Raw genomic sequence first — 14389 nt, 5'->3', positions numbered from 1 at the left:
CTTAACTGACGGCAGCGAGTTTTTTCTCAAACCAGGCCTGAACAAAATGATGGGTGGCGTAACCGTCGCGGCAGGCGGACAACAGGTGCTCTCCGGCGCAGCGCAGATGGTCGCGCAGTTGCGATTCCACCGCTTTTGCGCCGAGAAGATTCACCAGCGTCGATTTTCCCTCATCCTGATGGGCATCTTTACCGGTGTCACTCATACCGTCAGTGAGATCGTCCAGCAGCTGAAACGCCTGACCGAGATTCAGCGAAAAGCGGTGCAGCTGTTCGCGGGCTTCTTTGGGGGCTTCCGCGACGATAGAGGCCATCTGCATGGAGGCGCAGAACAGAGTGCTGGTTTTGAAGTGATTGGTCATCAGAATAGCGTCGGCGCTGCGGGGTTTATCTCCCTCCGAGAGATCCTTGAACTGCCCCTGCACCAGCCCCTGCATCCCAACCGCCTGAGACAGCTCTGCAACCGCGTCCGTTCTGGCGCTGGCAGTTAAGCCCTCTGCCACGGCGACCAGACCAAAGGCCTTACTCAGCAGGGCCACGGCAGCGAGGATGGCGACATGTTCACCATACTGACAGTGGATGGTAGGGCGTCCGCGCCGCAGCTGCGCATCATCCATGCAGGGCATATCGTCCAGGATCAGCGAAGCGGCGTGCACCATCTCAACCGCGCAGGCGAGGTCAAGCAGACCGGCTGCGCTGGCATTGCACCCCAGATCGCGCGCGGTCAGCAGCAGCAGCAGCGGACGAATACGTTTTCCCGGCGCCAGCGCGCCGTCGCGCATTGCCGCGCCGACCAGGTCACGTTCACTGTCGACCGGTAAAAGCTGATCGAGCCGTTGCTCAATATCGTTCAACAGAATCGCTGCATCGCTGTGTATGACATTGACGTGTTTTTCTGCGCAGACCGTCATCAGGGCTGTCCTTATCTACAGAGGAAGTCACAGCAGGTCGAAATGATTCGATGCCATCTTCAATCATCGTCCCCGGCTGCCCCGGCATAGTGGGCAGGTTTTCAAAGAACGGCGGGTAAATCCATTACAACTAAGCGTAGCTTACGGTAATAAAAAATGTCGGGAAATTCAGGAGCATTCCGCGATTTGCGGCGTCAGCCGGGTGTAAACTCAGCGGTTATCAGCCCAGCAATGCCCGTAGCTGTTTCATCACGCTAGCGACGTTGTCAGCAGATAATGCGCCATCTTTAGCGAAGCGCACAATACCTTGCTGATCAACGACCACGACGGCTGCGCTTTCTGGCTGAAGATGCCAGCTATGCGCCGTCACGCCGCTACTGTCGATGATGAATTGCTGCCAGGGAGCGGCTTTTTTGCTGGAGGCGATGCTGCGCACCACAAAAATGGCGCTGCCGGGCAGGGCGTCGTCGGTATTCACGATGGTGGTGGTCTGAAAGCGATCGCGCGGCAGACTGGCCTGCTGAACGGCCTCAATCAGGGCAGCACTCTGCTCTTTGGCTGAAAGACGGCCCGCGACATGGATCACCAGCCGCACTTTGCCGGTCAGCGCCTGACTGTTCCAGCGCTGGTAGCCGATATCGCCCTGATTCAGCACCATTTCGCCTTTATCGGCCACAAAGACCGGCGGAACCGGCTGGCCGGGTGTCAGGGTGTGGGCGGACGCAACGCCGGAAAACAGCAGGGCTATCATCAATCCATAATGGCGCACAGGTTCCTCACTTCTTTCTCGGTTTGCGGTGGGCGAGGCGAGCTTTCTCATCAGCAGGCAGAAGATTAGTACCACATCCATGTTTCAGATCAATAAAAGCAGTAAAGATTTAGCCTGAGAATGCAGAGTAAAGTTAATTGCCGGAGGTGGAAGATGAGTGCTGCACTGATGACGTTGCCCGAATTTGCCCGTTACATTGGTATTGCCACGCCGACCCTGGCGCGCGCCTTTTGCTGTCGGGGTTCACTGGATGGGGTGCCGCTGCCGCAGGCACTGGATGATGCGCCGCTGACGCAGCGCCACTGGTTACTCGACGATGTGCGTCAGTTTGACCACGTTTATAAACGGGTTCAGGCGAAGCAGCCCCGTAACCGGGAGTAAGGACGATGATCGCCGCACGGGAATCGTCCCGCGCGGCGCTTTTAATTGAAGCGTGGCGCTGCCCGCGACCTCACCGGGAAAGGCAGCGCGTTTTTTATGCAGCGTTATCGGGCTTGATCAGGAAGCAGACCAGATTGGCATCCCGATCACCCGTGATTTCACTCCCGGCCGCCAGCCCGCTGACCGCATCACCCCGACCCAGTCGCGCCTCGCCGATACGAATGCTGCCTTCCAGCACGACGAGATAAGCCACAAAGCCCGGCAGAGCGGGCACGTCCAGCGTGTGGTTGCGCTCCAGCAGGGTGTCATAGATATAGGCTGCCTGACGCAGTTCCAGCGGGGCGTCTGACTCCTCCGGCCCGGCCAGTTCGGTCCAGCCATTAATCATAATGCCCTGATCGCGCTCCAGCACCTGGGTCATTGCTTCACCCCCGGGCTGGGCGGGACGGATAACCGCCTGTAACAGTTCCGCTTCAAACAGAGGCACCGACTCTTCGTACTGAACGCCGTCACCCGCATTAACCACCATCACCCGCTTAGCCGAGAGCTGGGTCCGCTCGCCGTTACTGTCCTGATGCTGCATCGATCCCCGCCACAGATAGGTAAAAACCTCTTCATTCCAGTGCTGCTGCATCGGGATCCGGGCATCCAGTTTCAGCGACATCAGATCAACGCTGACCAGCGGGCTTAGCGCCTCGCCAGGTCGCTGACGGCGGACGGTAAAGGGGCCGTACTCAAACAGCTGTTCAGGATTAGCACGCAGGATGTTCATGATTTGCCTTTAAACAGAAGGGTCAGTGACAACGATCATAGCCTTTAGTGAGAGAATGAAAAGCCGGGAAATTTGCCCGGCTTCGTCAGTTATGTTGAAGGAGAGACTGCCAGCGGAGGCGACAGCCTATTTGCCCTGCTCATCGCTTTCACCCAGGAAGAAATACCAGAGTGGAATCGACAGCAGTCCGGTAAAGACCGTGGAGTAGAGCAGAATCATCATCGCCTGCGTGATATACATCGTCAGCGACCAGTGGCTGAAGGGGATCTGATACTGATCAATCACGCCGCCTATCATCGCATTCGCCATCACCGAAATCACAATCAGCGCCAGAACCGTCACGCTGCGCAGAAAATAGCGCATCTCTTTGCGCTTCACGGCGAAGCGGGACTGCACGATCGCCAGCGGCGACTGCTTGTCGGGTGCAATCTCGGTGCGGGCCTGGCTGCGACGCCGGGCGCTGCGCCAGCGCTGAATATCCAGCAGCAAAAACAGCAGCAGGCTGATGCCCATGACCGGCAGGGCATAACCGAGCGCCAGCATCACAATCAGGCTGGTGCCCTGCGCATAGCGTGGCAGCGCCAGCCAGGTGGTTAACAGCGTCTGTGAAGGGTTAAGCTGCGGCACCGCCGGACGACGAATCCACCACATGCGGTAGCCCAGCACAATCATCGTGCAGAGTCCGAAGCCAAAGAGGGCCAGAATCAGCTGATTAGGCAGGCCGAACAGCACACCCATGTGCGCATCGACGCCCCAGCGGGTCAGTTTTGCCACCAGCGGGAAGCTGGCGAACGCCACTTTGTCGACCACGGTAAAGTCGGCCGGATTGAGTGAAACGGCATCCACCTGACTTGGCCAGCTGCGGTCAATCTCCGAAACCGTCCATGCCTGTCCGGCGTTTTTAGGCTGGCGCAGTTCGAGTTTTGCCGCCTTCAGTCCTGCCTGACGGGCGGCAGACAGGGCCTGATCCCAGCGGGCATCCGGCTGATTAGGAATGACCCGCGCGGGAGTCTTAGCGGGCATCGTCATGCCCGACATGGTCATCCCTTCCACTGCGCCGCGATGCTCTGCGTGGGGATCGGCAGATTCAGCCGGGGCGTCACCGTTCAGCGCGGTTTTCACCTGCGGCGTTTTCCAGTTCAGGTCGCTGCGCATCTTTTCAATGTTGCTGCCCGCCCACTGCGACCAGGTCAGCCCGGTCACCGAAAAGAAGATCAGGCCCAGGGCCAGCATCAGTCCCAGCGTGACGTGCCAGTGACGCACGGCGGCAAACCCGCTGCGGACGTTCTTTCGGGTACGGGGAGGGCGGGTACCGGCCCACAGGATGAGCCCGCCCAGCGCGGCGACCCAGAGCCAGGACGCGGCCAGTTCACTGTAGTTACGGCCGAAATCGCCCAGTAACAAGCCACGATGCAACTGATCCAGCCACATGCGCAGCGGCAGCACGCCGCTGGTGCCATATACGGTCATATCTCCCCTGACCTGCAGGGTATAGGGATCGATAAACACCGAGCGTGACTCAGAGGGACCCGCATCAGCGGCAGTGAACTGCACCCGCGTCGTATCCCCGGGACCCGGCGCGGGACGTACGGCGTAGATGTGCACTGACTGGCCTGCCCAGGCCCGTGCAGCGGCAATCTGCGCGGAGAGCGGCTGCGGCTCGCCCTGCGCACGGGTCGTCAGGGCATCGTGATAGATCGCCTGTTCCAGCTGCGGAGTCAGAACGTAGAGCGTTCCGGTGAGGGCCGCGATAAAAATGAACGGCGCAATAAACAGACCAATATAAAAATGCAGGCGGCGTAGCAGATTAAACAGCGTGCCGCGTGGTGCAGGGGATGTTTCCTGATAAGAGGACATAGCATTCCACACTTTTCAAAAGACAGGGGCGATCGGGTGACGTTGTCACGCAATCGAAATGTTATGGCGTCAGTGTGATGCGTAACAGGGCGGTGCCCGGGGGCGATGAAGGCGCAACGTTCGCCGCCGCCGGAGCGGCGTGACCGCACGGGGCGGCGGGGCGCGACTGATGAGGCACATCCACCAGATGAACGGGACAAAGTTCCAGAGCATCAGGGGCACATGCACCAGTAAATCACAGTATCCGCAGGCAAAGCCTGCATCGGACATCATCACAGGGTCCATCATGGACATCTCGCCGTGATGATGCATCATCGGCATCTCTGCGCTCATGCTGACGTGCTGCATCCTGGCATGATCTGCCGCAAGGTTTTTAGAGACCATCGGTGCAACAAACAACAGCAGCACGGCCAGTATCGCAATACCGGCTGTGAGTCGTTGTCTGAATAAGCATTTCGGCATCATTTACACAGGCACAATGGGACAAATTTCCGGGCGGCAGTGTAACGCGAAGGGAATAAAAGGGTTAAATAAAGTGGCTGCTGAAGCAAAGAAATTCGCACTCTTTGAACATATTCACTTTAATTTCAGCTTCATTTAACTTAGTTGTTACCCGCTGAACACATACAGGTAACATCACGGCTGAGCCTGTGGATGACACTCTGAGCAATTAAGGACAGATAATGAAAATAGTTATGCTGGATGGCGATACGCTGCCGCTCTCACTGCCGATCGAACAGCTCCAGGGTGAGTGGGAGATCCGCACACACACGCCGGTTAATGAGATCGTGTCTGCCCTGCAGGGGGCGACTATCGCGATCACCAATAAAGTTCCGTTACGCGCCGCCACACTCAGGCAACTGCCGGATCTGCGCTTTGTCTGTGTTGCCGCAACCGGCTATGACTGTATCGATCTCGACGCCTGTCGCGAACGCGGGATCACCGTCAGCAATGTGCCCGGCTACTCCACGCAGAGCGTCTCCGAGGCGGTAATTGCAGCCCTTTTCGCGCTGCGCCGGCAGTTATTTGACTATGCCAGCACCACCCGCCGGGACTGGCCGCAGGCGCAACACTTCTGTCTGCATCTTCGGCCGATTCAGGATATCGGCGGGGCCATGCTGGGTATCGCGGGCCGGGGCGAAATCGGTCAGGCGGTAGGAAGGCTGGCGCAGGCGCTGGGGATGCAGGTCCAGTTCGCCGAGCGCAAAGGGAGTCAGACAGTACGTGACGGCTATGTCAGCTTTGAGCAGATGCTGGCCACCAGCGATGTGATTTCACTGCACTGTCCGTTAAGCGATCAGACCCGACAGATGATTGATCGTGAGGCGCTGGCTAAGATGAAACCGCAGGCGCTGCTGATCAACACCGCGCGTGGCGGATTAATCAATGAAGCCGATCTGGCGGCTGCCCTGGCGCAGGGCGTTATCGGCGGAGCGGCGCTGGATGTGCTGAGTAGCGAACCGCCTGCTGCCGATAATCCGCTGCTGGCGGATCTGCCGGGTCTGCTGCTGACACCGCACATTGCCTGGGCAAGCCGCAGCGGCGCAGAGAATCTGGTGAAGGGCGTGATGAAAAATATCGCCGCTTCTCTTCAGGGCGAGCCGATTAACGTAGTGAGCTGAACCTGGTCTGAGTGGGGGCATCTTCGGCAGTTTCGGCATGGGGCGGCGCAAGACGCTTTCTGCACTGAAAAGCGGTATGGACCGCCATACCATTCTGCAAATGACCGGGCTGAGCGAAGCGGAGCTGGCGGATATCCGTCAAACAGACTGAGAGAATCTCTCAGTCTGTTATGCAGGCTATGATCCCACTCCCCGGCGTCCGGAGTCGTCGTGCCTGTTCATCATCATACCGCCTTGCACAGACGACTACTCTACTTCGTCGGGACCCAGGGTCAGAAAATAGAGCGGCCCAGCTTTTCCGTCAGTAACTCCAGCACCGCCGTGCCCGCCAGGGAATTACCCGCGCCATCGAGTCCGGGTGACCAGACGGCGATGCTCATCTCACCGGGAATAATGGCAATGATCCCGCCACCTACCCCTGACTTTGCCGGCATACCGACCCGCCAGGCAAATTCGCCTGCGCCATCGTACATCCCGCTGGTGATCATCAGCGCGTTAATCTGGCGCGCCTGACGCGCGGTAATCATCTGGCTGCCATCCAGCGTCCGGCCCTGATTCGCCAGATAGATAAATGTGCGTGCCAGTTCAACGCAGCTCATTGACAGTGAGCAGTAGTGAAAATAGGTCTGCATCACGCTGGTCACGTCGTTATCGAAATTCCCGAACGACTTCATCAGCCAGGCAATCGCCGCGTTGCGGGCCGAGTGTTCAAACTCGGAACGGGCAACGTGGCGGTCATAGTTGATGTCCGGCTGCTGACTCAGCTGCCGGACAATCTCCAGCATACGCTGACGCGGCGCGGTCAGCCGGGTTTCCAGCAGGTCGCAGATCACCAGGGCTCCCGCATTAATAAAGGGATTACGCGGTTTACCCTGTTCCAGTTCGAGCTGCACCAGCGAATTAAAAGGCTGACCCGACGGCTCTTTTCCGACCCGCTGCCAGATTTCGCTATCGTCATAGCGGGTCAGCGCCACGGTCAGCGACAGCGCTTTAGAGATCGACTGAATCGAAAAGCGCGTTTGGGCATCGCCCGCCTGAAAGAGGGTGCCGTCAGGCAGGCAGACAGCGATAGCCAGCCGGTCTGCGGCCACATCGGCCAGCGCGGGGATATAGTCCGCCACTTTTCCCTGATGAACCAGCGGACGCACCTCATCCAGGATCGCCTGCAACAGCGCATTATTCAGTTCAGACACACTCGCTTCTCCTGTCGCTTCCCGCCGGACGCTGATGCTGTGCATCGGCGACCGGCAGATCATATTGTTAAGGGCCGATGGCGGCATGACCGCACGTTCAGCTGATAGGTTTTGACTGTGCGGCCAGGGGGGCCAGCAGCATCTGAAACAGGCTCAGCAGCACCAGTACGCTGAAGGGGATCGTCCAGTTTCCGCTCTGCTCATGGAGCACGCCAAACAACAAAGGACCGAGCGCGGCCAGCGCATAGCCGACGCACTGGGCCATACCGGAGAGCTGTGAAGCCTGACGATGATTGCTGGCCCGCAGATTAAAGAGGGAGAGGCAGAGCACCAGTGAGGCGCCTGCGCCCAGACCGGCCAGGGTCAGCCAGATCGCCGCCCACAGCGGGTTAAGCAGTAGCCCCAGCATGCCGAGAAAGATAGCCGACGAGGCGATGAAGGCGGTGAGGCGGGCATCCTTCACCCGCTTCAGCGCCATCATGCAGCCAAGATTGGCGACAATCGCGATGGCCTGATACCAGAACAACAGCCAGCCCGCCGTGGCCTGACTGAAACCCTGGTCCTGGGCGAACAGCGTAAACCAGTCGATCAGGGTATAAAACGCCAGCGACTGCAGCGCCATAAACAGGGCAATCTGCCAGCCGCCTGCCGAGCGCCACGGATGGCGATGGAGGACTGTCGTCTCGCCGGATGCCTGCTTTAACGGACGCTGGCGTAGCAGTGGCAGCCAGGCCAGCAGCGCAATCAGCCCTGGGATCGCCCAGACCACCAGCGACAGTCGCCAGCCTGCGGAGGAAAGCTGGCTCAGCGGAACGGCAATCCCGGAGGCCAGGCTGGCAGTAATCGACATGGTGGCGGCGTAAAGCCCGATATAGCGGGCGGTATGGGCGGTGAAATCGCGTTTGATCAGCGGGGGCAGCAGGACGTTGGCGGCAGCAATCCCGGCGCTGAGCAGCAGGGTCCCGCCCCATAACGCCGCCTCCACAGGCAGCCAGCGCAACAGGGAACCCGCGGTCATTAAGCAGAGTGCGCCCCACAGGCTGCGTTCGAGTCCGATGCGATTGCCGAGCCAGGCGGCTGGTGGCGCAAGCAGGGCAAAGAGCATCAGGGGAATAAAGTTGAACAGACCCGCTTCACCGGCGCTCAGTCCAAAGGTCTGACGAATATCCTGCAGAACCGGGCCGACCACAGTCACCGGTGCGCGAAGGTTGGCTGCGGTCAGCAGCAGCACAAATAAAAAAAATGAGGCGCCGGAGAGCGCAGCATGAGGTTTAACACTTGGTTGCAGAGGCTTCATGGCAGGGATCATCACAGGCAGCAGCGCTGCGGGGGCGTTGGTTGACGTTAACGCTTACGCATCAGAAATGATGTCTGGGCGCTACTTTACTGACCGGCCATCGGCGTGTAAAGCCTTGTTATGCGATGAAATAGCGCAAATGCGATCCCGTAACACAGTGTGCGGGTGTGTCAGTGAAATTCCGGTTCGGGAAAGTGACCGCAGTCATTCTGGCTGGGATTGGTGCCAGGCTGGCAGGTCTGCTGACGGGTTTCTGCCGCCGGGACCGGTTTTTCGGCGCCCCAGGGTCCGCTGCAGGCACTGAGAAGGGAAATCAGAATCGCCACACCGATTACGCGCATATCCGCTCCTTATATAAGTGATGAGCAAGCCGACATCAGCGATCGGCGCAGAGCGGGTCAGTGACGTCTAATCTGAGTGTGGTCGGTAAGGCGAAAATGTCAATTAAAACAGCGCGAACATCAGCGCGACGGGAAAACTCATCGGCCAGGTGGCACCCACCAGAAAGGCGCTGAGCAGTTTAATGCTGAGCTTATCTTTGGCGATGAAGAAGGTGATCAGCGTAGCGAACAGTGCAACAACGGCATAAAAAATCAGCATACCCTGGTACAGTGTCATCAATATCTCCGCAGCATCGTAAAGGTTTTCGCTGCGCATGATGCGGATTTTTGTGATCCAGATCAAGTGACTCAGGGTTTAGCATCTAAAGAAATTATCCGGTCAGGTGGCGCATGCACCGGAACCTGCAGAAAACTCGCGGGCGATTTCAGGCTGAAACGGGCATCAGAAAATCGAGAAAACCCCGGCCGTCACCGCGCTGACTGGCTTTATCCGCCCTGGCGAATCGCGACAGATCCAGCGCGATAAAAAAGCCCGCTGGCGTGAGCGGGCCTGACGTCAGCGGCGGATAAGCTGGCGCGCGTTAACTCTGACGGTAGAGCGCCATCACCGCCTCAAGATCGGGCGTGCGTGGGTTGCCACCGGTACAGACATCATCCAGCGCGGCCTGCGCCAGGGCCGGGATATCGGCCTGCTGTAAACCCACTTCACGCAAGGAACGCGGGATGCCCACATCCCGACAGAGCTGACGAACGGCATCAACCGCGGCCTCCCGCGCCTGCTCCAGCGAGAGGGTGTCGACCTGCTTCACGCCCATTGCGCGCGCAATGTCGCGATACTTTTCGCCGGTCCAGGCGGCATTCCACGCCATCACCTGCGGCAGCAGAATGGCGTTAGCAATGCCGTGTGGCACATCATAAAAGGCGCCCAGCGGATGGGCCATGCCATGAACCAGCCCGAGTCCGACACTGGAGAAACCCATCCCGGCGACATACTGTCCCAGTGCCATCTGCTCCACTGCGTCGGGATCCCCCGCCACCGACTTGCGCAGTGACTGGCTGATAATCTCAATGGCTTTGAGATGCAGCATATCGGTCAGCGTCCAGGCACCACGCGTGATATAGCCCTCAATCGCGTGGGTCAGCGCATCAATGCCGGTTGCGGCTTTCAGTGAGGCGGGCATGCTCGCCATCATTTCCGCATCAACAATCGCGACTTTCGGAATGGCATGCGGATCGACACAGACAAACTTACGGCGTTTCTCTTCATCGGTAATAACGTAGTTGATGGTGACTTCAGCGGCGGTGCCTGCGGTGGTCGGGATAGCGATAATCGGAACGCAGGGATGGCGGGTGGGGGCCACGCCCTCCAGGCTGCGCACATCTTCAAATTCGGGATTGTTGATAATCATACCGATCGCCTTGCTGGTATCCTGAGGTGAACCGCCCCCGATCGCTATCAGATAATCTGCGCCCGATGCCCTGAAGGCCGCCACGCCCTGCTGCACCACCCGAATGGTGGGATTGGGCACCACCTCATCGTACACCGCCCAGGCAAGCTGGTGGCTGGCCAGCCGATCGGTCACCCGCTTCAGCGCACCGGCTGCCACCAGTGCACGGTCAGTAACAATCAGGGCTTTGCGCATTCCACGACGCTCTACCTCTTCCGGCAGATGGCGTAACGCGCCGGCACCAAACCAGGCCGTTTCATTCAGAATCATACGTTGAGTCATAAAAACATCCTCTGTTTGTGAATGCGCTCTAACTTCCACCATTCCCTATCAGGGTTCTGCGCAGAACCTCTCAGTTTCGGATAAAAATATTTGATAGAAATCAATAAATTAGTCCGTAATGGCGCGATGCCTTTGCCAGATGCCGCGCCGGGCGCTGAACGAGACGGGCTGATACGCCGGGTTTCGCAGTGGATTTCTCCCCGTATGGCGGTTATGTGCAACACTTGTTTACTTCCCCTTCGCACGCCCATGAGGAATGAAGAGATGACCCGATTTGTACTGAATAACAAGGACGACCTCGTCGACAGCGCGTTAGATGGCATGATTTACGCCAGCCCGTGGCGCAATCTGGTGCGGCTACAGGTCGCGCCGCGAATCCGCATTGTCATGCGCAGGGACTGGCAGAAACAGCAGGTGGCGCTGATCTCCGGCGGGGGAGCCGGACATGAACCGGCGCATGTCGGATTTATCGGTAAAGGGATGCTGACGGCCGCCGTTTGTGGCGATCTCTTTGCTTCACCCAGCGTAGACGCGGTGTATCACGCCATCGTCAATCTTACCGGGGAAGCCGGATGCCTGCTGATTGTAAAAAATTACACCGGCGATCGGCTTAACTTTGGCCTGGCGGCAGAAAAGGCGTGTAAGGCGGGATACAGCGTCAACATGGTGATTGTCGGTGATGATGTGGCCCTGCCGGAGAATCCTCAGCCGCGCGGGTTGGCCGGTACCCTGCTGGTGCACAAGGTGGCGGGCTTCGTCGCCGAACGGGGTGATGACCTGGCGGCGGTCACCGCGGCCGCGCAGGCGGCCAGCCAGGCCATCGCGTCGATGGGCGTGGCACTCTCCGGCTGCCATCTGCCGGATGAGCCGGTCAGCCAGCGGGTGCCGGAAGGCAGTGTCGAAATGGGACTGGGCATTCACGGAGAACCGGGTGTTGAGGTGATGCAGAGCCAGAACAGTCAGCAGATTGTTCAGCAGCTGCTGGAGAAGGTGATGCCGGAGAATGAGGAACCCTGCGCGCTGCTGGTGAATAATCTGGGCGGTATGTCCGCGCTGGAGATGAGTCTGGTGACGCGGGACCTGATTGCGTCACCGCTCAGCCGGGGCAGTAACTATCTGATGGGGCCTGCGCCGCTGATGACCGCACTGGACATGAAAGGGTTTTCCGTGACCTGCATGAGGCTGACTCCCCTCTTCGAAGAGGCCCTCTGCGCGCCGGTTGAGGTCACCGGCTGGGTAACCCCGGTGAAAATCGCCCCACTGGAACCGGTAAGTGCCGCCACTCCGGCTTCAGCCCACCCGGTCCAGCCCTCTGCAAACCCCCAGGTTGCCGCTTACGTGAACACTATCTGTGAAACCCTGATGGCCTGCGAAAGTGAGCTGAACCGGCTGGATGCGCAGGTCGGGGACGGTGATACCGGTTCGACCTTTGCCGCGGGCGCGCGTCAGATCCAGCGCGAATGTGATGATAATCAGCTGCCACTGAATGCTCTTCCCGAGCTGCTCGCGGTCACGGGAGAGCGGCTGGCGACGGTGATGGGCGGCTCCAGCGGCGTGCTGATGGCGATCTTTTTTACAGCTGCCGCTCAGCAACTGGCGGAGGGCGATACCCTGCCTGTCGCCCTGCAGCAGGGGCTGGAGAAGATGAAGGAGTATGGCGGGGCAAAGCCGGGTGATCGGACACTGATCGATGCACTGCAACCGGCCATTGAGGCGCTGGTGGCGGGCCAGTCACTGGAGGCGGCAGCAGAAGCGGCGCAGCAGGGCAGTGAGGCGACGGCCACCATGGGAACTGCAAAAGCGGGTCGCTCCTCCTATCTGAACAGCACAAACCTCAATGGCGTGCCCGATCCGGGGGCCGTCGCGGTCGCACGCGTCTTTGCGGCCGTGCAAAAGGCGAAGTAAAAATGCTGACGCTGCTGTGCGGCCTCTGTCGCGCAGCCGTCAGAGTAAGCAGGCAATGACAAAATGTAGCGGGACAATTTTCTCAGGTGCTATCTGATAAGGAGTGACGGTTGAAAAAATTACTCTGCGCGGCGGCGCTGGCCGTTCTGCCCATGACCACGCTGGCGGCATCCGTATTTACGTTGCAATCCCGGGACTTCAGCGACAATGCGCTGCTCGATAAAAAGTTTGCCGGTGCCAATAAAAGTAATCCTTCCTGTACCGGGGAGAATATCTCTCCTGAACTCAACTGGTCGGCTATTCCGGCGGGCACCCGCAGTCTGGCGCTGCTGATGACCGATCCGGTGGGGGCCAGGGGACTCGGCGTCACCCATATGGTGGCTTACAATATTGCCCCCACGCGTTCATCGTTTGCTCAGGGCGCTCTGACGGAGGGGAAAGGGTATACCGGCGGAAAGAATACGCCGGGAACCACACACTATTATGGCCCCTGTCCGCCAGCGGGTAGCGGTCTGCACCACTATAACTTTGTGCTGATCGCCACCGATTTGCCGCCGGGCCAGTTAAAAGCGGGTTTAACCCAGGCGGAACTGATTGCACAGCTGAAAGGGCATGCGCTGGGCGCGGCCAGTACGGTCGGCCGGTTCAGTAATGAATAAAGGAAGGGAGAGGCACAGAGGCGGTATCGGATAGCTTCTGTGCCCCTTTTGTCAGTCGCCGCTGAACATCTCCCGGATACGCGTTGCAATGTGCTGAGTATGGGTCTCCAGCGCGAAATGCCCGCTATCCAGCATCTCAACCACCGCCTGCGGATTGTCACGCTGCCAGGCTGCTGCCCCCGGCGGGATAAAGAAGGGATCGTGTTTCCCCCAGATCACCAGCGTCGGCAGCTGCTTTTGACGGAAAAAGGCCTGAAATTCCGGGTAGCGCTGCAAATTACTGGCGTAATCGAGAAACAGCGCCTGCTGAATCGCTTTATTACCGGGTCGCTCCATCAGCAGGGTGTCCAGCGTATACGTCTCCGGCGCAATTAACTGCGGATCGCTGACGCCATGCGTGTATTGCCACTTGATCGCTTCCGGCGTCAGGACGGTATCGCGCACCACCTGACCCTTAGCTTCGCTGGGGTCGTCCCAGTAAGCACGCACCGGCGCCCAGGCTTCTCCCAGTCCCTCCAGATAGGCATTGCCGTTTTGCGATATCAGTCCGCTGACACGCTCAGGCCGGGCGAGGGCCAGACGCAGACCGGCAGGGGCACCATAGTCGAAAACATACAGGGCATAACGTTTCAGACCCAGCGCATCCACGAAAGCGGTCAGCGTCTGACCGAGTGCGTCGAAAGTCCAGCTGTAGTGACGCTCAGCGGGAACGTCAGTAAAGCCAAAGCCGGGCAGATCGGGCGCGATAAGGTGAAACCTGTCAGCCAGCAGAGGAATAAGGTGACGAAACTGATGTGACGAGGTGGGAAAGCCATGCAGCAGTAACAGTACCGGGTGGGAAGGATCGCCCGCTTCCCGATAGAAGATATTGACCCCATCGGCCTGCAGATAGCGATGTTGAATAGCGTGGTCGGTCATAGCTGACACTCCTGTAACTGGTAAATTCGTTTATT

General features: G+C 58.9%; 15 protein-coding genes. 4 read left to right on the top strand and 11 right to left on the bottom strand.

The annotated features are described in order from the left end of the window. Position 1 precedes the first annotated feature (1 nt). Positions 2-910 (bottom strand): polyprenyl synthetase family protein, encoded by a 909-nt coding sequence (locus tag S7A_RS19580; protein ID WP_009093081.1) that lies wholly within the window; start codon positions 908-910, stop codon positions 2-4. Positions 911-1130: 220 nt separating this feature from the next. Continuing rightward, positions 1131-1661, bottom strand: a complete 531-nt coding sequence (locus S7A_RS19575; RefSeq protein ID WP_009093080.1) for a YtfJ family protein — start codon at positions 1659-1661, stop codon at positions 1131-1133. Positions 1662-1832: 171 nt separating this feature from the next. On the opposite strand from S7A_RS19575, the gene S7A_RS19570 reads away from it, so the two are divergent. After that, entirely contained in the window at positions 1833-2060 is a 228-nt protein-coding gene (locus S7A_RS19570) for a hypothetical protein (protein ID WP_009093079.1), read from the top strand. Between the two features lie 94 nt (positions 2061-2154). Here S7A_RS19570 and S7A_RS19565 read toward each other — a convergent pair whose 3' ends face one another. From S7A_RS19565 to S7A_RS19555, 3 genes are all read right to left on the bottom strand, one after another. Continuing rightward, complete coding sequence (locus S7A_RS19565) at positions 2155-2832, bottom strand: pirin family protein (RefSeq protein ID WP_009093078.1); 678 nt, start codon at positions 2830-2832, stop codon at positions 2155-2157. Between the two features lie 126 nt (positions 2833-2958). Further along, positions 2959-4689 carry a DUF2534 family protein gene (locus tag S7A_RS19560; RefSeq protein ID WP_009093077.1) on the bottom strand — a complete coding sequence of 577 codons (1731 nt, stop codon included), beginning with the start codon at positions 4687-4689 and terminating at the stop codon, positions 2959-2961. A gap of 69 nt (positions 4690-4758) precedes the next feature. Continuing rightward, entirely contained in the window at positions 4759-5151 is a 393-nt protein-coding gene (locus S7A_RS19555; protein ID WP_033736836.1) for a DUF2946 domain-containing protein, read from the bottom strand. 221 nt (positions 5152-5372) lie between these two features. Between S7A_RS19555 and S7A_RS19550 the strand changes: the two genes are divergently transcribed. Continuing rightward, positions 5373-6311, top strand: coding sequence for a D-2-hydroxyacid dehydrogenase (locus tag S7A_RS19550; protein WP_033736781.1), 939 nt, complete (start codon positions 5373-5375; stop codon positions 6309-6311). Between the two features lie 272 nt (positions 6312-6583). Here the strand turns inward: S7A_RS19550 and glsB are convergent, their stop codons facing one another. The 5 genes from glsB to fucO all read right to left on the bottom strand — a co-directional run bounded on the left by glsB (position 6584) and on the right by fucO (position 10872). Next, positions 6584-7549: a glutaminase B gene (glsB, locus tag S7A_RS19545; RefSeq protein WP_050544670.1), complete on the bottom strand. Its 966-nt coding sequence runs from the start codon at positions 7547-7549 to the stop codon at positions 6584-6586. Positions 7550-7601: 52 nt separating this feature from the next. After that, on the bottom strand, positions 7602-8801 hold the full coding sequence (locus tag S7A_RS19540) for an MFS transporter (RefSeq protein WP_009093073.1): 1200 nt from the start codon (positions 8799-8801) through the stop codon (positions 7602-7604). A gap of 170 nt (positions 8802-8971) precedes the next feature. Then, positions 8972-9142: a hypothetical protein gene (locus S7A_RS21535; protein ID WP_009093072.1), complete on the bottom strand. Its 171-nt coding sequence runs from the start codon at positions 9140-9142 to the stop codon at positions 8972-8974. 103 nt (positions 9143-9245) lie between these two features. Further along, positions 9246-9419 (bottom strand): GhoT/OrtT family toxin, encoded by a 174-nt coding sequence (locus S7A_RS19535; RefSeq protein WP_009093071.1) that lies wholly within the window; start codon positions 9417-9419, stop codon positions 9246-9248. 304 nt (positions 9420-9723) lie between these two features. After that, the gene (gene fucO / locus S7A_RS19530; RefSeq protein ID WP_009093070.1) at positions 9724-10872 is read right to left on the bottom strand and encodes a lactaldehyde reductase; all 1149 of its coding nucleotides are present in this window, start codon (positions 10870-10872) and stop codon (positions 9724-9726) included. 264 nt (positions 10873-11136) lie between these two features. Here fucO and S7A_RS19525 point away from each other — a divergent pair, with 264 nt between their 5' ends. Then, positions 11137-12777, top strand: a complete 1641-nt coding sequence (locus S7A_RS19525; RefSeq protein WP_009093069.1) for a dihydroxyacetone kinase subunit DhaK — start codon at positions 11137-11139, stop codon at positions 12775-12777. Positions 12778-12887: 110 nt separating this feature from the next. Further along, positions 12888-13436, top strand: a complete 549-nt coding sequence (locus S7A_RS19520) for a YbhB/YbcL family Raf kinase inhibitor-like protein (RefSeq protein WP_009093068.1) — start codon at positions 12888-12890, stop codon at positions 13434-13436. A 51-nt stretch (positions 13437-13487) separates the two neighbouring features. On the opposite strand, the gene S7A_RS19515 is transcribed toward S7A_RS19520, so the two are convergent. Then, positions 13488-14354: an alpha/beta fold hydrolase gene (locus S7A_RS19515; RefSeq protein ID WP_009093067.1), complete on the bottom strand. Its 867-nt coding sequence runs from the start codon at positions 14352-14354 to the stop codon at positions 13488-13490. Between the last annotated feature and the right edge of the window lie 35 nt (positions 14355-14389).

The sequence above is a fragment of the Pantoea sp. Sc1 genome, from assembly GCF_000255315.1.
GTDB lineage: Bacteria > Pseudomonadota > Gammaproteobacteria > Enterobacterales > Enterobacteriaceae > Pantoea > Pantoea anthophila.
The sequence above is the reverse complement of the archived record's forward strand: the minus strand, read 5'-3'. Positions and strand labels throughout refer to the sequence as shown.